A 19,124-nucleotide genomic window follows, 5' to 3' on the forward strand; every position below is an offset into this window, starting at 1 on the left:
CCACTGGATTAGAGCGGCGACATCAATGAAATCGATCTTCCTGGCCCTGGCCCTGATTGCGACCGGCGTACACGCCGCCGAAGAGTCCGACAACAACCCATGCGACGCGGTGGAAAACGACATCCAGACCCTGGAATGCTCGACCTACAGCCGCACCACCGCCGAGGATCTGCTAAAGGACAACTACGCCAGCCTGAACGAGCGCATGCAGACCACCTACGGCAAGAACCCGGCGCAACTGGCCGACATCACCGCCAAACTCAAGGCCGCCCAGCAACAATGGCTGAAAACCCGCGACGCCGACTGCGCCGTCGAAGCGTTCCCGGCGACAGACGGCAGCAAGGCGTTCAAGATTGCGCAGAATGACTGCGTGGCGCGGATGAGTGACGAGCGGTCGGAGTTTTTGGAGTCGATTGGGCAGGAGTGAGGGCTTGAGCTGTAAGCTGCACCTCTTCAGCCAATCAAGGGATTCACATGAACATCTGCGGTATCGAAATCAAAGGCAGTGAAGCGATCATCGCCGTGGCGTCCCTCGACGGTTCGGTGTTGAGCCATATCGCGCTGAACACCAAGAAAATCGCGCTGGACGATGACGACGAGGCGGCCAACGTGAAGCTGTTCGCCGCACAAGTGGCGTCGTTCGTGCGCGAGAACTCGATTGATCGCATCGCGATCAAGAAGCGCAGCAAGAAGGGCGAGTTTGCCGGTGGGCCGACCACGTTCAAGATCGAGGGCGTGTTTCAGTTGCTGGACGGTTGCGAGGTGACGTTGTTGTCGCCACAGACGATCAATGCCCAGGCCAAGAAGCACAATTTCGAGCTGCCGGGGACGCTGAACAAGTATCAGCATGAGGCTTACAAAACGGCCTGTTCAATGTTGATGAAAAAATGATGAGTGGTTCTTCTACCTGTAATTTCTGACAGTTGGAATGAATTTGATAAGAGCTCAACATTGCAGCATCAATCGATCGCTGAAAATGTTAATTGATGGCCACTGCTCCGATAGCCAATCCCCATCACAATACCCCTCTGCTTCGAGGGGTCGACCCCCGTGGTCTGACCATCAGAACCGTTGCCTATCTGCGTGACAACGCCGGTCTCCTTCAGGCACGCATTTCACGACAGGCGTTCGATGCTAATGGACGTCTTACTTCGCAATGGGATCCCAGGCTTCTGGAGAATGCAAAGGGACCGAACGTCTCGATCATTTTCACGCTGTCCGCTCAACCGATATGCACAAAGAATGTTGACTGCGGAGAACGGCTTGTCCTCTTGGGTACTGCCAATCAACTGCTCCATTCATGGGATGGCCGCCACAGTCACCAACATATCGGGTACGACACACAGTTGCGTCGTACCGACGTGACGGAGCACCTTAAAAATGAGGTGCCCTGCGTGACAGAGCGATTGATCTATGCCGATAACGCTTTCGAACACTCTATTCATAATCGATGCGGGCGGTTAATCAGCCATTTTGATTCCGCAGGACATATGGCAACGATGGAGTTCAACATACAAGGCCAAAGGCTGAGCGAAATTCGGCATTTTTCAAAGGAGTTGCTGACGCCTGACTGGTCCGACAATCCGCAGGAAAACATTGAGAAGCTGGAGGTCGATTCGTATATCACTCGATGGAGCTACAACGCGCTGGGCGCAACACTCACTCAAACCGATGCACGAAACAATCGGCAATTGCGGTTCTATGATATCGCTGGACAACTCCAACAGGTGCAGTTGGAACGCGAAAGCCTACCCGTCAAAAACCTGCTTTATAACGTCACGTACAGTTCAACAGGCAAGGTAGAACGCGAGGCACTCAATAACGGGGTCATGACAACTCGCCGATATTCAGCTGAAACGGACCGATTGATTCAATACACCATTGCGACTCCCGATCACGACATTCAGAAATGCCTTTATGACTACGACCCAGTCGGCAACATCTGCAAGATCCAGGACATGGTGCAACCCACGCGATACTTTCGAAACCACCGGACTGACGCTATCAGCACGTTCAAATACGATGCTCTCTATCAATTGATCGAGGCCACCGGACGCGAATCCATACCTGCCGTTCAGGGGCCGCTCCTTCCCGAAGTGCACATTCCGGCTATCGACCCCAGTCGAATGGACAACTACAAACAGACATTCACCTACGACTCGGCGGGCAATCTGACAACCCTTACTCATGCAGGAGCTAACGCCTACAGCATCGAAATGGTGGTGCACTCGACAAGCAATCGTTGCCTGAAGAAACCTGAGACAGGTGAACCTGACTTCACGGATAACTTCGATGCAAACGGTAACCTGCTGAGGTTAGTGGCCGGGGAAACAACAATGCGCTGGGATTCCCGAAACCAACTGACTGAAATCGTTCGCGTCGTCCGTCGGAAGGAAACCAGCGACAGCGAATCCTATCGATACGACGGCAATGGCCAACGCGTTCGCAAGGTCACTTGCGCCAAGACCAATGCCTTGATGCGAACATCCGAAGTTCGCTATTTGCCGGGGCTGGAGATTCACCACGCTCCTGACGGAGAAACACGTCATGTCGTCAATATAGAGGCGAGCCATATCCGGGTACAATCTCTGCACTGGCTTGCAGATCCACCGGAAGGCATGGAGAACAATCAGATTCGCTATAACCTGGTCGATCATCAAGCTTCTTGCACGGTAGAACTGGGTGAAGATGCAGGCTTACTTACCCAAGAAGGTTACTACCCCTTTGGCAGTACGGCATGGTGGGCGGCGCGCAGTGAAGTCGACGCTTGGCACAAGAGCATCCACTACAGCGGTAAAGCACGAGATGCCAGCGGACTGATCTACTACGGATATCGGTATTATGCCCACTGGCTGTTTCGCTGGATCAATCCCGACCCTGCCGGGCCGGTCGACGGCCTGAACCTCTTCAGGTTCTGTAAAAACAACCCCATTACCTACAAAGACATCATGGGGGCCATAACGGGGCACATCAATGGCAGCGAGCCTGACGATATCAGACTGCCGGACAACCTCACCCTTGAACAAATTGAGACGATTGAACTATCCATAGGCAAAGGGCCAATGTTATCGGGAACGATCGTGCATCAGATTGGGCTGCCCAACAAATTCAGACTTGATGACCTGAGCCGCCAAACCTTTAAATCCGCCGGTCCTGGAACCGCATTCACGGCAATCGCCGATGTCTACAAGGGCGACATTTACCTTGCGCCGTTAGAGTCAAATGCGCGTAGCATGCCACCCACCAATCGAACGCGAACCGACTCCTTCGTCACCCACACCCAGTTGGGCAAAGTACCCAACCCGCCAATTGCACATCAGGGCGGTGGAGAAAACCCCAGCCACGCACAGTTGTCCCAACGGGTGGGGCTGGACCAGAAAGACGTAGTCGGATTTGCCTTGAGCAGCGGGCGGAACCGTGGCATCTACAACATGAATTTCATGTCACGGTCCAGTCAGAACACCCCACTTGTTGATACTGACTCGGATACCCGACTGAACTATAGCGATCAAACCGATTTGCAACAGTACAAATTCGTGACGCAAGGAGCTGGCGGAGAAAGAACCCGCACACACCAGGTCGGCCTGTTACCACCCGTCTGGGCAAATGCTCTTTATGACTTTTTATCCGCAGAACTGGGTGAAGACAGTCATGATCAAAACCCCAATGTATTTGCCCGCAAGCCGCCTCGGTCCCCATCGGTTGTCGCGCCGCCTCCGCCACCCCCACCACCGCCCATGATGATGCCAAACGTGGCCAGTCAGCCCCGGCGCCAAAATGTCGTACATTAAAAATATGTTCTCGAGCGGGATCCCGCCAAACCGCTCTTCTGCACGTAAAACACTGATCACTTCACTGAGATGTTGTCTTGCACTGCCGCCCCCCTACGATCCTCCCGTGGACACCGGGCAAACTTCGCCCGATAGCTGCGAGTGAAATACGACGGTGATTCAAACCCGCAGGCGATGCTGACTTCCAGCACGCTCATGTCGGTCTGGCGCAACAGCTGCCGGGCCTTCTCAAGTCTCAAGCGCAGATAGAAATTGCTCGGGGTGTCGTTCAGGTGCAGGCGAAACAGGCGCTCCAGTTGCCGCCGCGTCACCTTGATCGATTCTGCCAGTTCCAAGGTGGTCAGCGGCGGTTCGCTGTGCTGCTCCATCTCGCCAATCACATGCACCAGCTTCTTGTTGCTGATGCCGTAGCGCGTGGCGACTTCCATGCGCTGGTGGTCCTTGCGCGGACGAATCCGCCCCAATACAAACTGCTCGCTGACCTGGATCGCCAGTTGCGGGCCGTGGGCCTGGGCGATCAGGTCGAGCATCAGGTCGATGGACGCGGTGCCGCCGGCAGATGTGATGCGCCGACGGTCGATCTCGAACAGCTCCTGAGTGACGCTGAGCTGTGGATAAGATTCCTTGAAGGCGTCGATGGCTTCCCAGTGCAGCGTCAGGCGATGACCATCGAGCAGGCCGGCCTCGGCGAGGACGAAACTGCCGGTGTCGATGGCGCCGAGGGTCACGCCTTCGTTGTCCAGCCGTCGCAGCCAGTGCTCCAGCGCCGGAGTGGCGAACTTCAGAGGTTCGAAACCGGCGACCACCAGTAGCGTCGCCCCTTTCTTCAGCGGCTCCAGCGCCGCATCGGCGTTGACCGACATCCCGTTGCTCGCCAGCACCGCCCCGCCATCGGCGCTCAAGACGTGCCAGCGGTACAGCTCGCCGCGAAAGCGGTTGGCCACCCGCAGCGGTTCGATCGCAGAGATGAAACCGATGGCGGAAAAACCCGGCATCAACAGAAAGTAGAAATCCTGGGACATGGCGCGCACTCGATTCGCGGGTAGCGTGCAACGTTGATACGCCAGTTGTCGGCGGCATTCAAGAGCACAGGTCGCTGCAGTGCAAGAGCTGGTCGCCGCAGTGCGCTTTTGCGGGGGCATTGCTGCGTAATTTGGCATCACCGGCGCACAGACGCCGGAACCCACAATAACGACCTGCCGAGGAACCCGACATGAAACGACTGATCAGCAGCTGTGTTCTCGCACTCAGTGGTACCGCGTTTTTAAGCGCCAGTGTCATGGCGGCCGATTCCGCATCGTGTCAGAACGTGCGCATGGGCGTGGTGAACTGGACCGACGTGATCGCCACCAGTGCGATGGCCCAGGTTCTGCTCGACGGCCTCGGCTACAGCACCAAACAGACCAGCGCCTCTCAGCAAATCGTCTTCGCCGGCATCCGCGACCAGCGTCTGGATCTGTTCCTCGGCTACTGGAACCCGCTGATGACCCAGACCATCACCCCGTTCGTCGACGCCAACCAGGTCAAGGTGCTCGAAGCGCCAAGCCTCAAGGACGCCCGCGCCACCCTCGCCGTGCCGACCTATCTGGCGGACAAGGGCCTGAAAACCTTCGCCGACATCGCCAAGTTCGAGAAGGAACTGGGCGGCAAGATCTACGGCATCGAGCCAGGCTCGGGCGCCAACACCCAGATCAAGGCGATGATCGCCAAGAATCAGTTTGGCCTCGGCAAATTCCAGCTCGTCGAATCCAGCGAGGCCGGCATGCTCGCCGCCGTTGATCGCGCGGTGCGCCGCAAGGAAGCCGTGGTGTTCTTCGGCTGGGCGCCGCACCCGATGAACGTCAACGTGCAGATGACTTATCTGACCGGCAGCGACGACGCCCTCGGCCCGAATGAAGGCATGGCCACCGTGTGGACCGTGACCGCGCCGAAATACGCCGAACAATGCCCGAACGTCAGTCGCCTGCTGAGCAACCTGACGTTCACCGCCGAAGACGAGAGCCGGATGATGCAGCCGCTGCTCGATCACAAAGACGCTTTTGAGTCGGCCAAGCAATGGCTCAAGGATCACCCGCAGGACAAACAGCGCTGGCTCGAAGGCGTCACCACTTTCGATGGCAAACCGGCGGCTGAAAACCTCCAGCTCACCAGCAAATAAATCGCAACGAACGAACCACTTCGCAGCCCGCCACGGGCTGCGAACAGACCCATCACGCCTGAAGGAAAACGCACCATGAACCACGACGTCATCATCACCTGCGCACTCACCGGTGCTGGCGACACGACCGCCAAGAGCCCTCACGTGCCGGTCACCCCGAAACAGATCGCCGCAGCCGCAGTAGAAGCGGCCAAGGCCGGCGCCACGGTCGTGCACTGCCACGTCCGTGACCCACAGACCGGCAAGTTCAGCCGTGACGTGGCGCTGTACCGCGAAGTCATGGAGCGCATCCGCGAAGCCGACGTCGACATCATCGTCAACCTCACCGCCGGCATGGGCGGTGACCTGGAAATCGGCCCCGGCGAGAACCCGATGGAGTTCGGCCCGAACACCGATCTGGTCGGCCCGCTGACCCGTCTGGCCCACGTTGAAGAACTGCTGCCGGAAATCTGCACCCTGGATTGCGGCACCCTGAACTTCGGCGACGGCGACACCATTTACGTTTCCACCCCAGCCCAACTGCGGGCCGGCGCCAAACGCATCACCGAGCTGGGCGTGAAGGCGGAGCTGGAGATTTTCGACACCGGTCACCTGTGGTTCGCCAAACAGATGATCAAGGAAGGCCTGCTCGATAACCCGCTGTTCCAGCTGTGCCTGGGCATCCCGTGGGGCGCGCCGGCCGACACCACCACCATGAAAGCCATGGTCGACAACCTGCCGGCCGACGCGGTGTGGGCGGGTTTCGGCATCGGCCGGATGCAGATGCCGATGGCGGCGCAAGCGGTGCTGCTCGGCGGCAACGTGCGGGTCGGCCTGGAAGACAACCTGTGGCTGGACAAAGGCGTGCTCGCGACCAACGGCCAACTGGTCGAACGCGCCACTGAAATCCTCAGCCGCCTCGGCGCCCGCGTGCTGACCCCGGCTGAAGGTCGCAAGAAAATGGGCCTGACCCAGCGCGGCTGAAATCCCCCTTTCCCCCGGTGGGCGGGCCATTGACGCCCACCGTTTTTTTGCCTCATTCCAGGAAGTGACCATGAGCTTTATCACCGAAATCAAAACCTTCGCAGCACTGGGCAGCGGCGTCATCGGCAGCGGCTGGGTCGCCCGCGCCCTCGCCCACGGCCTCGACGTGGTGGCCTGGGACCCGGCGCCGGGTGCCGAAGCGGCGCTGCGTAAACGCGTGGCCAACGCCTGGGGCGCACTGGAGAAAAACGGTCTGGCGCCGGGCGCTTCGCAGGATCGCCTGCGCTTTGTCGCGACCATTGAAGAATGCGTGCGCGATGCGGACTTCATCCAGGAAAGCGCCCCGGAACGCCTCGAACTGAAACTGGAGCTGCACAGCAAAATCAGTGCAGCGGCCAAGCCGAATGCATTGATCGGTTCCAGCACTTCCGGCCTGTTGCCGAGCGAGTTCTACGAGAGTTCGACCCACCCGGAACGCTGCGTGGTCGGTCACCCGTTCAACCCGGTTTACCTGCTGCCATTGGTGGAAGTGGTCGGTGGCAAGAACACCGCGCCGGAAGCGGTTCAAGCGGCGATGAAAGTCTACGAATCCCTCGGCATGCGCCCGCTGCATGTGCGCAAGGAAGTGCCGGGCTTCATCGCCGACCGCCTGCTCGAAGCGCTGTGGCGCGAGGCGCTGCACCTGGTCAACGACGGGGTGGCGACCACCGGTGAAATCGACGATGCGATCCGCTTTGGCGCAGGCCTGCGCTGGTCGTTCATGGGTACGTTTTTGACTTACACCCTGGCCGGTGGCGATGCCGGTATGCGCCACTTCATGTCGCAGTTCGGCCCGGCGTTGCAGTTGCCGTGGACGTACCTGCCGGCGCCGGAACTGACCGACAAGTTGATCGACGATGTGGTGGAAGGCACCAGCGATCAACTGGGCCGCCACAGCATTTCGGCGCTGGAGCGCTATCGTGATGATTGCTTGCTGGCGGTGCTCGAGGCGGTGAAGACCACCAAAGAAAAGCATGGAATGAGTTTCAGCGAGTGATGTGTCTGGCTTGAAACCGCTGCCCTCACCCTAACCCTCTCCCGGAGGGAGAGGGGACTGACCGCGGTGAATGTAAGAGCTACACCGACCTGAAAGTCCCGAGTCGAACTCAGCTCTCGAAAAGCTTGAAGATCGGCTCCCTTTCCCCCTCGCCCCCTTGGGGGAGAGGGCTGGGGTGAGGGGGTAGCTTTTGATCTTGAACACCAACTTCCAGCGGAACCCAATCATGCCCACCCTAACCACCTACCAAACCCGCATCATCCCCGACTGGGTGGACTACAACGGCCACCTGCGCGACGCCTTCTATCTGCTGATTTTCAGCTACGCCACCGACGCCCTGATGGATCGTCTCGGCATGGACAGCAACAACCGCGAAGCCAGCGGAAACTCACTGTTCACCCTCGAACTGCACCTCAACTACCTGCACGAAGTGAAGCTCGACGCCGAAGTCGAAGTGCGCACGCAGATCATCGGCCACGACCAGAAACGCCTGCACCTCTATCACAGCCTGCACCTGGCCGGCGGTGACAAGGAACTGGCCGGCAACGAACAGATGCTGCTGCACGTCGACCTCGCAGGGCCGCGCTCCGCACCGTTTACCCCGGACACCCTGGGCCGTCTGCAAGCCCTTGTCGCCGAGCAGGCCGACCTGCCCGCCCCTGCTTACATCGGCCGGGTCATCGCCCTGCCCCCAGCCCGGTAAAACCATCCATCGCAAGGAGCCGCCATGCACACCGCCGCCGCAGTTGCCGATTTCCGTACTTATCCGTTGATCAGCGCGCTGAACGGCGTGCAGAACCTGGCGGATCGCGTCCTGATCGAATGGGCCGATGGGCGCGTCAGCCCGTTCCACCACGTGTGGCTGCGCGACAACTGTCCGTGTCCGCACTGCGTCTACAGCGTCACCCGCGAGCAGGTGTTCGAGATCGTCGACGCGGCGCAGGATCTGTCGCCCTCCGCCGCGCACATCGACACCGATGGCTGCCTGCGCATCGACTGGCAGGACGGCCACCTCAGCCGCTTCGACGCCGGTTGGCTGCGGGCCCACGCCTACGACGACGAATCCCGCGCCGAACGCCTCGCCGCCAAGCCGAAACCCTTCCTGTGGCGCAGCGATTTGCAGTTGCCGGTGTTCGACTATTCAGCCCTGATGAACGACAACGCCGCGCTGCTGCAATGGTTGCTGGCGGTACGCGATATCGGCCTGACCCAGGTGCGCGGCGTACCCACCGAACCCGGTTCACTGAAGCTGATCGCCCAGCGCATTTCGTTCATCCGCGAGAGCAATTTCGGCGTGCTGTTCAACGTGCAATCCAAGGCCGACGCCGACAGCAATGCCTACACCGCTTTCAACCTGCCATTGCACACAGATCTGCCAACCCGCGAGCTGCAACCGGGGCTGCAATTTCTGCATTGTCTGGTGAACGACGCCGAGGGTGGCGAGAGCATTTTCGTCGACGGTTTTGCGATTGCCGAAGCGTTGCGTCAGGAGGACCCCGCGTCGTTTCAGGCGCTGTGCGAGATCCCGGTGGAGTTTCGCAACAAGGACCGCCACAGCGACTATCGCTGCCTGGCGCCGATCATCGCCCTGGATGCGTTGGGCCGGGTCGCGGAAATCCGCATGGCCAATTTCCTGCGCGGCGCGTTCGACACGTCCGTCGAGCAGATGCCCATGCTGTATCGCGCTTACCGGCGCTTCATCGCCATGACCCGCGAGCCACGCTTCCGGGTGATGCAGCGGCTCAATCCGGGCGAGCTGTGGTGCTTCGACAACCGCCGCACCCTGCACGCGCGCAATGCGTTCGACCCGACCACCGGGGCCCGGCATTTCCAGGGCTGCTACATCGACCGGGACGAGTTGCTGTCGCGGATTCTGGTATTGCAACGCTAGGCCGCGTCAGCGTTATTCGCAGGCAAAAAAAGCCCCGATACAAGCCGTGACAGGATCGGGGCGAGGGTACTGTTGAGGAGCTGCCGTGGCGAGGGTGACCAAACCTTCGTGAAGCGAGCTGAGTCCAGTGTGCCCACTCCCCTCGCCGGCAAGTTAGCCGAAAACGACATGCTCATAGCCAATGTGGACACTGCGACAAATCGCCCTTGCCGTGCCTGGGCATGCCTACCAGAATCGAGCCACGACCTCCGTTGCCGAAGAAGGATTCGCGTCATGATGTATGCCGATTTGATCGATCAGGAAGACCTGTTGGGCCAGCTCAAGTCGTTGGGATTCGAAGTACCGTCGGGCTCCACCGCCCAGCAGGCCTGCGAGTGCGCGGTGCGGGGTCTGGACGATGTGCGGGCCAACACGCTGCGCACCATGGTCAAGCAGATGTACACCAGCAGCGCGAGCATTCAGCCGACAGTGCGCGAAGCCATCGACAAGCAGTTGCTGCCGGCCCTGGCGCAGTACCAGCAAACCCGCGCCTGATACCTGACCGAAAAAAAAGATCGCAGCCTGCGACAGCGCTTTTCCTGAAGGCGCTGTCGCAGGCTGCGATCTTTCGTTTTAGAGGCGCACGCTGGCGAAGGTCGACTCGTTGCGTGCCTGGCTCAGCGCCGACATCGGCCCGGACAGCGGCGACATCACGATGGCCTGCGGCAGCGGCATCATCGCCACCTGCTGGGTGGTGTTGGAGCCGACGCGCTCGTCACGCGGCGGAATGCCGAAGTATTCGCGGTAGCACTTGGAGAAGTGCGGCGTCGACACGAAGCCGCAGACCGACGCCACTTCGATGATCGACATCGGCGTCTGCTTGAGCAGTTGCCGGGCACGGATCAGACGCAGCTTGAGGTAGTAGCGCGACGGCGAGCAGTGCAGGTATTTCTGGAACAGGCGCTCGAGCTGACGACGGGACACGGCGACGTACACCGCCAGTTCGTCGAGGTCGATCGGCTCTTCCAGGTTGGCTTCCATCAGCGCGACGATTTCCTGCAGTTTCGGCTGGTTGGTGCCGAGCATGTGCTTGAGCGGCACACGCTGGTGATCCTGCTCGTTGCGGATGCGTTCGTAGACGAACATTTCCGAGATCGCGGCGGACAGTTCACGGCCGTGATCGCGGCTGATCAGGTGCAGCATCATGTCCAGCGGCGCGGTGCCGCCGGAGCTGGTGAAACGGTTACGGTCGAGGGTGAACAGGCGGGTGCTCATCGCGACGCGCGGGAAAGCTTCCTGCATCGCCGCCAGACATTCCCAGTGCACGCTGCAATCAAAACCGTCGAGCAGGCCGGCGCAGGCCAGGGCCCAACTGCCAGTGCACACGGCGCCGAGGCGGCGCGACTGACGCGCCTGGCTTTGCAGCCACGAGACGTGTTCACGGGTAACGGTGCGTTGAATGCCGATCCCGCCGCACACGATGATGGTGTCGAGGGCCGGGGCTTTGTGCATGGAGGCGTCGGGGGTGATCTGCAGACCGTCACTGGCCCAGACCTGGCCGCCATCAACGGTGAGGGTGGTCCAGCGATACAGCTCGCGACCGGACAACTGGTTGGCCATGCGCAGCGGTTCGACTGCGGAAGCCAGGGAAATCAGCGTGAAATTGTCCAGCAGCAGAAAGCCGATGGATTGAGGCGCACGGTTCTGGGGTTGAGCCCCGGAGTTGAACGACGTCATCGCGGTATCTCCTCACACAAAGCGGGTGATGGCCTCAGGCGGAGGCTCTTGTTATTGCCATCGTTCTCTTGCGTGAGACGGGCTTTGTTATGACAGAGCAATTGCCATGCCTAAATTTGAATGGCTGTTCAATAACTCCTGAAAACGACGTCGCGACGCGTCTATACAAGCGCTCCGACGAAAGGTAATTCGAAGTGCCATCAGCGGCCGCGAATGCCCTGCTCCGAAGCGTGTGAGCAAATCGGTAGCACTTGTGGGAACTGGCCTGCGCGCGATTGTCCTACAGTGTCACCGCAAGCACGGGTGACGGACGGTAGCGCCTGCGAATCAGGCGCTGGAGGTGGGAAAGACTCTTATCTGATAGCGACGCGCCAAAAGGTGGCGCGTTTTATTGCCGATGCTCACTTGGTGCGCAGTTTTGACTGGTCCGAGGTTATCGAAGGAATCAGCATTCAACCGCGCTGACCGCCAGCCCGCCTCGAGAAGTCTCTTTATATTTGTCATGCATGTCGGCGCCGGTATCGCGCATGGTACGGATCACCCGGTCCAGCGAAATAAAATGCTGGCCGTCCCCACGCAAGGCCATCTGCGCCGCGTTGATCGCCTTCACCGCCGCAATCGCATTGCGCTCGATGCACGGCACTTGCACCAGGCCACCCACCGGATCACAGGTCAGGCCCAGATTGTGTTCCAGGCCGATTTCCGCCGCGTTGCACAATTGCTCGGGGCTTGCGCCAAGGATTTCCGCCAGCCCTGCCGCCGCCATTGCACAGGCCGAACCGACTTCACCCTGACACCCGACTTCAGCGCCGGAAATCGAAGCGTTCTTTTTGCACAGAATTCCCACCGCTGCGGCGCCGAGGAAGTAATCGACCACGTTGGCGTCAGTCACCGCCTCGCTGAATTTCATGAAGTAATGCAGCACCGCCGGAATGATCCCCGCCGCGCCGTTGGTAGGTGCCGTGACCATGCGTCCGCCGGCGGCGTTTTCCTCGTTCACTGCGAGGGCGAACAGGTTGACCCACTCCATCGCGCTGAGGGTCGAGCCGATCACGTTGGGCTTGTTCAGTTCCTGAAGACTGCGGTGCAACTTCGCCGCGCGGCGGCGCACGTTGAGGCCGCCAGGCAGGATGCCTTCGTGCTTGAGGCCCTGTTCGACGCAATCCTGCATCGCCCGCCAGAGTTTCATCAGGCCGGCGCGGATTTCTTCTTCGCTGCGCCAGACCTTCTCGTTGGCCATCATCAATTCGGCCACGCGCAAGTTGTGGGTCTTGCACAGTTCCAGCAGCTCCACCGCGCTGGAAAAGTCGTAAGGCAATTCGGTGCGGTCCAGGTCCACCACGCCGCTGGAGGCCTGCGCCTCGTCCACCACAAAACCGCCGCCGACCGAATAGTAGGTGTCGCGATGCAGCTCGCCGTGATCGCCTTCGGCAACCAGGGTCATGGCGTTGGGATGGAACGGCAGGTTCTCGTCGATCAGGCGCATGTCGCGGCCCCATATAAAGGGCACCGACAAACGACCGTCGAGCAACAGCGTGTGGGTTTCACGCAAGGCCTGAATCCGCGGGCCGATCTGCGACGGGTCGATCGCGTCCGGCCACTCGCCCATCAGACCCATGATCACCGCGTTGTCGCTGCCGTGACCGACACCGGTGGCCGACAGCGAACCGAACAATTGCACCTCGATGCGACGCACCTGCTCCAGCAAGTGTTTGTCGCGCAACGACTCGACGAACAGGGCGGCGGCGCGCATGGGCCCGACGGTGTGGGAACTGGAAGGGCCAATGCCGATTTTGAACAGGTCGAAAACGCTGATAGCCATTGCTGCAGAGCTCCTGAGAGTGCCGGTCCGGGGCGTGAAGCGCCCGCTGGCGGAGCTGCTACGCTCAAGCTGCGATCCGCCGGAATGCCCGCATCATCGGGCTTTTCCCGGGTTGCTCGGCGTCTGACACCGACGCACTCATGCCCACTAACGCCGTGCCGGTTTCAGCCCGTGTTTTCGCCGTTTTTATGCGGTTCAGATGGCCAGACAGGGCAGAAAAAAGCTGTAAACGACGTCACTGACACTGGATGCGACCATCCCTGTACTGGATACGACGCACCCTGTAGGCGTCAGATTTTCACTGGTACATGATCGTATCGACTCGATTGCAAGGCGCTGCGGTAGAGCTGTCTCCAGAACGCCATCCAACCGCAACCCATAAGTGCGGTGGTCCAATCGGAACACTGCCAAAAAAAACACCAAGGAGTCCATTCATGAAAGGTTCCCCGTCGTTGTTGTTGGCCGCCATGCTGAGTCTGCCGTTACTGGCTCAAGCCGCAGAACCGGCGCAGTGCAGTACCGTGAACTTCTCCGATGTCGGCTGGACCGACATCACCGCAACAACCGCCACCACCTCCGTCGTGCTTCAGGCCCTCGGCTACAAGACCAAGACCACCATGATTTCCGTACCCGTGACCTACAAGTCGCTGGCCGACGGCAAGAACATGGACGTGTTCCTCGGCAACTGGATGCCGACCATGGAAAACGACATCAAGGCCTACCGCGACGCCGGCACCGTGGAAACCGTGCGCACCAACCTCAAGGGCGCCAAGTACACCCTCGCCGTTCCGCAAGCCTTGTATGACAAGGGTCTGCACGACTTCGCCGACATCGCCAAATTCAAGAAGGAACTCGACGGCAAGATCTACGGGATCGAGCCGGGCAACGACGGCAACCGCCTGATCCAGAGCATGATCGACAAGGACGCCTTCGGCCTCAAGACCGCCGGCTTCAAGGTCGTCGAGTCCAGCGAAGCGGGCATGCTGTCGCAGGTCGACCGCGCACAGAAACGCGACACCGCCGTGGTGTTCCTCGGCTGGGCGCCGCACCCGATGAACAAGCGCTTCAAGATTCAGTACCTGACCGGTGGTGACGATTTCTTCGGCCCGGATTTCGGCGCCGCCACCGTGGCGACCAACACCCGCAAGGGCTACGCCGAGGAATGCAGCAACGTTGGCCAACTGCTGAAAAACCTGGAGTTCACCGTCGACATGGAAAGCGAACTGATGGGCAACATCCTGGACGACAAGATGAAGCCTGACGCGGCCGCCAAGGCCTGGCTGAAAAAGAATCCACAGGTGCTCGATACCTGGCTCGCTGGCGTGACCACCATTGACGGTAAACCTGGCCTGGAGGCCGTGAAAGCCAAGATTGCCCAGTAATCGCTTATGCCGGACGGCTCACGCCGTCCGGGCTGTTTATTTCCTTGCATGCGGACGTTCACTACCATGCTGATTGATCAGAAAATCCCTTTAGGCCAGTACATCGCGGGCTTCGTTGAATGGTTGACGCAACACGGCGCCAACACCTTCGACGCAATCGCCGTGACCCTGGAAACGATGATCCACGGCGTGACGTTTGCGCTGACCTGGTTCAACCCGCTGGTGCTGATCGGCCTCATCGCCCTGCTGGCCCACTTCATTCAACGCAAATGGGGCCTGACCGCGTTCGTGGTCGCCTCCTTCCTGCTGATCCTCAACCTGGGGTACTGGCAGGAAACCATGGAAACCCTCGCCCAGGTCATGTTCGCGACCCTGGTCTGCGTGGTCATCGGCGTGCCACTGGGCATCGTCGCCGCGCACAAACCGATGTTCTACACTTTGATGAGGCCGGTACTCGATCTGATGCAGACCGTACCGACCTTCGTTTACCTCATTCCTACCCTGACCCTCTTCGGGCTGGGCGTGGTACCGGGCCTGATCTCGACGGTGGTGTTCGCCATCGCCGCACCGATCCGCCTGACCTACCTGGGCATCCGCGATGTCCCGCAAGAACTGATGGACGCCGGCAAGGCCTTCGGCTGCTCGCGTCGCCAACTGCTTTCACGGATCGAACTGCCTCACGCCATGCCGAGCATCGCGGCCGGCATCACCCAGTGCATCATGCTGTCGCTGTCGATGGTGGTGATCGCGGCACTGGTGGGCGCCGACGGACTCGGCAAACCGGTGGTCAACGCACTGAACACTGCTGATATCGCCTTGGGCTTCGAAGCGGGCCTGGCGATCGTACTGCTGGCGATCATGCTCGACCGTATCTGCAAACAACCCGACGCCAAAGTAGGGGGTGACGCATGAGCATAATTCGCTTCGATAACGTTGACGTGATCTTCACCAAGGATCCGCGCGAAGCACTGAAACTTCTCGATCAAGGCCTGACCCGCAGTGAGATCCTGAAAAAGACCGGGCAGATCGTCGGCGTTGAAAAGGCCAGCCTGGACATCAACAAAGGCGAGATCTGCGTGCTGATGGGCCTGTCCGGCTCCGGCAAGTCGAGCCTGCTGCGCTGCATCAACGGCCTCAACACCGTGAGCCGCGGCAAGCTGTTCGTCGAACACGAAGGCAAGCAGATCGACATCGCGTCCTGCACCCCGGCCGAGCTGAAAATGATGCGCACCAAACGCATCGCGATGGTGTTCCAGAAATTCGCCCTGATGCCTTGGCTGACGGTGCGCGAGAACATCAGTTTCGGTCTGGAAATGCAGGGTCGCCCGGAGAAGGAACGGCGCAAGCTGGTCGATGAAAAACTCGAACTGGTGGGCCTGACCCAATGGCGCAACAAGAAGCCCGACGAGCTGTCCGGCGGCATGCAGCAGCGTGTCGGCCTGGCCCGCGCGCTGGCGATGGACGCCGACATTCTGCTGATGGACGAACCGTTCTCGGCCCTCGACCCGCTGATCCGCCAGGGCCTGCAGGATGAACTGCTGGAACTGCAACGCAAGCTGAGCAAGACCATCGTGTTCGTGAGCCACGACCTCGACGAGGCGCTGAAACTTGGCAGCCGAATCGCAATCATGAAAGACGGCCGGATCATCCAGTACAGCGTGCCGGAAGAGATCGTGCTCAACCCGGCGGACGATTACGTGCGCACCTTCGTTGCTCACACCAATCCGCTGAACGTGCTGTGCGGTCGCAGCCTGATGCGCACCCTCGACAACTGCAAACGCATCAACGGTTCGGTGTGCCTGGATCCGGGCGGCGACTCGTGGCTGGACCTGGCCGAAGGCAACACCATCAAAGGGGCGCGGCAGAACGGTTCGGTGCTGAACCTGCAGAACTGGGCACCGGGGCAAGCCGTGGAAGGGCTGGAGCGCAAACCGACGCTGGTGGACTCGAACATCGGCATGCGCGACGCGTTGCAGATCCGTTACCAGACCGGCAATAAACTCGTGCTGCACGACAACAACCATGTGGTGGGGATTCTCGGGGACAGCGAGCTGTATCACGCGCTGCTCGGCAAGAACCTGGGATAAAGAGAGCAGACACAAAAACGCCGCGAGAGGATCGCGGCGTTTTTGTTTTCATCAATCCCACGCATCCCGTGGGATTGATCACTTCACAACTTAGCTATAGACCCGGCCAAGGAGCTGCCGATGGCTTTCAAACTGATCGAGCACATCGCGTGTGATCTGATCCTGTGTGAAGCCCATCAGGTCGTAGTCCTGGCTGCCGTTGTGCAGGTACACCTCGGCGCGGTAGAAACGCTGGCGCGCTTCATCGGACTGGACCGACTCGCTCGGAGTCGCCAGGTAGCCGTCCAGGCTCACTTCGTAGACAAAAGGGTTGCCCTCTTCCATCTCGACCCGCACGCCCATGCAGCGCTTGGACTTGCCCAGCAGCGTCTGCACTTCCAGACCCTGTGCACGCATTTGCGCAGCAGCATCTTCCAGCGCCGGGCTGACGTGTTTGTCCATGAAGCGCTGAACCACCGACTGGCTCGGTTGCAGGTCCAGCTGGGTCAGGCGCTCGCTGAAACCACGACGACCGCGTTCAGCCAGTTGCGCCTGCTCCTGTTCGATCTGCATGTCCTGGCGCATCGCCTTGTGCAGGCCGAACATGAAGCACACCAGCACCACCGAGAACGGCAGACCGGCCAGCACCACCATGGTCTGCATGGCTTCGAAGTTACCGGCGAACAGCAGGCCGATGGTCACCAGCGTGATCACGACCGACCAGAAGATCCGCAGCCAGTGCGGGGCGTCTTCGTCGACGTTGCCGCCCTTGCAGGACAGGTTCGCCATCATCACCGCGCCGGAGTCGGCCGGGGTCAGGAACAGCACGAAACCAACAAAGATCGACACACCGATCACGACTTTCGACGCCGGGTAGTGTTCAAGCAACTGATAGATCGCCATCGACGGCTGTTCCAGCGCCGTCTTGCCGAGTTCCACCGCGCCCTGGTTCATCACCAGATCCAGCGCCGAGTTACCGAAGATCGACAGCCACGCCAGGGTGAAACCCAGCGGAATCAGCAGCACGCCAGCCACCAGTTCACGCACGGTACGACCACGGGAAATACGCGCGATGAACATGCCGACGAATGGGGCCCAGGAAATCCACCACGCCCAGTAGAACAGAGTCCACAGGCCCAGCCAGCGGTCGGACTTCTCGCTGTCGCCTTCATAGACGTACAGGTCGAAAGTCTTCAGCACCACGCCGTTGAGGTAGTCACCGATGTTCTGCACGAAGCCGTTGAGCAGGTGCAGGGTCGGGCCGAACAGCAGGACGAAAATCAGCAGGCCGCTGAACAGGATGATGTTGAGGTTGGACAGACGACGGATGCCGTTTTCCACACCGGACACGGCAGCGATGGTCGCCACGGTGCTCATCACGATGATCACGATCAGCAGGTTGGTGTTGCTGTGTTCCATGCCGAACAGGTTTTCCAGGCCCGAGGACACTTGCAGCGAGCCGATCCCCAGGTTGGTCACCAGACCCAGCAGGGTCACGAACATGCCGAAGCCGTCTACCGCATGACCGGCAGCGCCCTTGACCCAACGCTCGCCCACCAGCGGGTACAGCGCCGAACGCAGTGCAAGCGGCTGGTTATGACGGTAAGCGAAATAGGCCACGGCCAGACCGACCAGCGCGTAGATCGCCCAGCCGTGCAGGCCCCAGTGCAGGAAGGTCAGCTGTACAGCCTGACGTGCCGCCATGTTGGTGGCCGACGCGCCTTCCGGTGGATTGAAGTAGTGATCCAGCGGCTCGGAGGCGCCGAAGTACAGCAGCGAAATACCGATACCCGACGAGAACAGCATCCCCGCCCAGGCGCCGTAGCTGAAATCCGGGGTGTCGTCCTTGCTACCCAGTTTGAGTTTGCCGTAGGAAGAAAACGCCAGGCCCACCACGAAAACCAGGTAAGCGGCGATCACCACCATGTAGTACCAGCCGAAGCTGCGGGACAGCCAGGCCTGAGCCACTCCCAGCATTCTGCCGGCCTCTTGCGGGGCGATGATCAGAATGGCGGTCAACAACAGAATCAGCGCGGTAGAGGTGTAGAACACCCAACCGTTGACCGTCACCTTCTCGGGCGGGGTCTTTATAAGCGAGGCAGAACTCATGGCACAAATGCTCCAGGCAGTGCGAGAGAAGAACACAAGGCAACACGGAACCCGACCAATCGGTTAGTTGGCAGCCGACCGGCGGGTGATATAAAGACACCCCGAAAAAAGCCCGAACCTGCAGAGATGGCATCGCGAATCGCCGTCGTGGCCGAGGCATGGACGTTCATCCGAAACCTGGTCTTGAGCG

Annotated in this window: 16 protein-coding genes; 12 read left to right on the forward strand and 4 right to left on the reverse strand. The window is 60.1% G+C overall.

Annotation, left to right across the window (positions count from 1 at the left end):
• Positions 1-25: 25 nt before the first annotated feature.
• The 3 genes from AC1RT4_RS07045 (at position 26) to AC1RT4_RS07055 (ending at position 3,791) form a co-directional block, all read left to right on the forward strand.
• Positions 26-427, forward strand: coding sequence for a lysozyme inhibitor LprI family protein (locus tag AC1RT4_RS07045; protein WP_007959774.1), 402 nt, complete (start codon positions 26-28; stop codon positions 425-427).
• A 47-nt stretch (positions 428-474) separates the two neighbouring features.
• Complete coding sequence (locus AC1RT4_RS07050; RefSeq protein WP_493084640.1) at positions 475-891, forward strand: DUF3010 family protein; 417 nt, start codon at positions 475-477, stop codon at positions 889-891.
• A gap of 95 nt (positions 892-986) precedes the next feature.
• Positions 987-3,791 carry an RHS repeat domain-containing protein gene (locus tag AC1RT4_RS07055; RefSeq protein WP_493084642.1) on the forward strand — a complete coding sequence of 935 codons (2,805 nt, stop codon included), beginning with the start codon at positions 987-989 and terminating at the stop codon, positions 3,789-3,791.
• A 56-nt stretch (positions 3,792-3,847) separates the two neighbouring features.
• Here the strand turns inward: AC1RT4_RS07055 and AC1RT4_RS07060 are convergent, their stop codons facing one another.
• Positions 3,848-4,813, reverse strand: coding sequence for a GlxA family transcriptional regulator (locus AC1RT4_RS07060; protein ID WP_493084644.1), 966 nt, complete (start codon positions 4,811-4,813; stop codon positions 3,848-3,850).
• A gap of 191 nt (positions 4,814-5,004) precedes the next feature.
• Between AC1RT4_RS07060 and choX the strand changes: the two genes are divergently transcribed.
• From choX to AC1RT4_RS07090, 6 genes are all read left to right on the forward strand, one after another.
• The gene (choX, locus tag AC1RT4_RS07065; protein WP_007959767.1) at positions 5,005-5,949 is read left to right on the forward strand and encodes a choline ABC transporter substrate-binding protein; all 945 of its coding nucleotides are present in this window, start codon (positions 5,005-5,007) and stop codon (positions 5,947-5,949) included.
• A 75-nt stretch (positions 5,950-6,024) separates the two neighbouring features.
• Positions 6,025-6,912: a 3-dehydrocarnitine:acetyl-CoA trimethylamine transferase CdhC gene (gene cdhC / locus AC1RT4_RS07070; protein WP_064380223.1), complete on the forward strand. Its 888-nt coding sequence runs from the start codon at positions 6,025-6,027 to the stop codon at positions 6,910-6,912.
• Between the two features lie 70 nt (positions 6,913-6,982).
• On the forward strand, positions 6,983-7,948 hold the full coding sequence (locus AC1RT4_RS07075) for an L-carnitine dehydrogenase (RefSeq protein WP_493084647.1): 966 nt from the start codon (positions 6,983-6,985) through the stop codon (positions 7,946-7,948).
• A gap of 226 nt (positions 7,949-8,174) precedes the next feature.
• A complete protein-coding gene (locus tag AC1RT4_RS07080; RefSeq protein WP_493084649.1) occupies positions 8,175-8,651 on the forward strand; it encodes a thioesterase family protein in 477 nt (158 codons plus the stop codon).
• 24 nt (positions 8,652-8,675) lie between these two features.
• Positions 8,676-9,839, forward strand: a complete 1,164-nt coding sequence (locus tag AC1RT4_RS07085; RefSeq protein ID WP_493084651.1) for a gamma-butyrobetaine dioxygenase — start codon at positions 8,676-8,678, stop codon at positions 9,837-9,839.
• Positions 9,840-10,112: 273 nt separating this feature from the next.
• Positions 10,113-10,373 carry a hypothetical protein gene (locus tag AC1RT4_RS07090; protein WP_007959758.1) on the forward strand — a complete coding sequence of 87 codons (261 nt, stop codon included), beginning with the start codon at positions 10,113-10,115 and terminating at the stop codon, positions 10,371-10,373.
• A 78-nt stretch (positions 10,374-10,451) separates the two neighbouring features.
• Here the strand turns inward: AC1RT4_RS07090 and gbdR are convergent, their stop codons facing one another.
• Positions 10,452-11,555 (reverse strand): choline metabolism transcriptional regulator GbdR, encoded by a 1,104-nt coding sequence (gbdR, locus tag AC1RT4_RS07095; protein ID WP_007959756.1) that lies wholly within the window; start codon positions 11,553-11,555, stop codon positions 10,452-10,454.
• 445 nt (positions 11,556-12,000) lie between these two features.
• Positions 12,001-13,377, reverse strand: coding sequence for an L-serine ammonia-lyase (locus AC1RT4_RS07100; RefSeq protein WP_007959754.1), 1,377 nt, complete (start codon positions 13,375-13,377; stop codon positions 12,001-12,003).
• Between the two features lie 434 nt (positions 13,378-13,811).
• On the opposite strand from AC1RT4_RS07100, the gene AC1RT4_RS07105 reads away from it, so the two are divergent.
• From AC1RT4_RS07105 to choV, 3 genes are all read left to right on the forward strand, one after another.
• Positions 13,812-14,759, forward strand: coding sequence for a choline ABC transporter substrate-binding protein (locus tag AC1RT4_RS07105; RefSeq protein ID WP_493084654.1), 948 nt, complete (start codon positions 13,812-13,814; stop codon positions 14,757-14,759).
• Between the two features lie 66 nt (positions 14,760-14,825).
• Positions 14,826-15,671: a choline ABC transporter permease subunit gene (choW, locus tag AC1RT4_RS07110; protein WP_007959749.1), complete on the forward strand. Its 846-nt coding sequence runs from the start codon at positions 14,826-14,828 to the stop codon at positions 15,669-15,671.
• A complete protein-coding gene (choV, locus tag AC1RT4_RS07115; RefSeq protein WP_007959747.1) occupies positions 15,668-16,846 on the forward strand; it encodes a choline ABC transporter ATP-binding protein in 1,179 nt (392 codons plus the stop codon). Before choW ends, choV begins: the two co-directional genes overlap by 4 nt.
• A 90-nt stretch (positions 16,847-16,936) precedes the next feature.
• On the opposite strand, the gene AC1RT4_RS07120 is transcribed toward choV, so the two are convergent.
• Positions 16,937-18,877 (reverse strand): BCCT family transporter, encoded by a 1,941-nt coding sequence (locus tag AC1RT4_RS07120; protein WP_223290698.1) that lies wholly within the window; start codon positions 18,875-18,877, stop codon positions 16,937-16,939.
• Positions 18,878-19,124 lie beyond the last annotated feature (247 nt).

The organism is Pseudomonas sp. GW821-FHT11D10, from assembly GCF_058808435.1.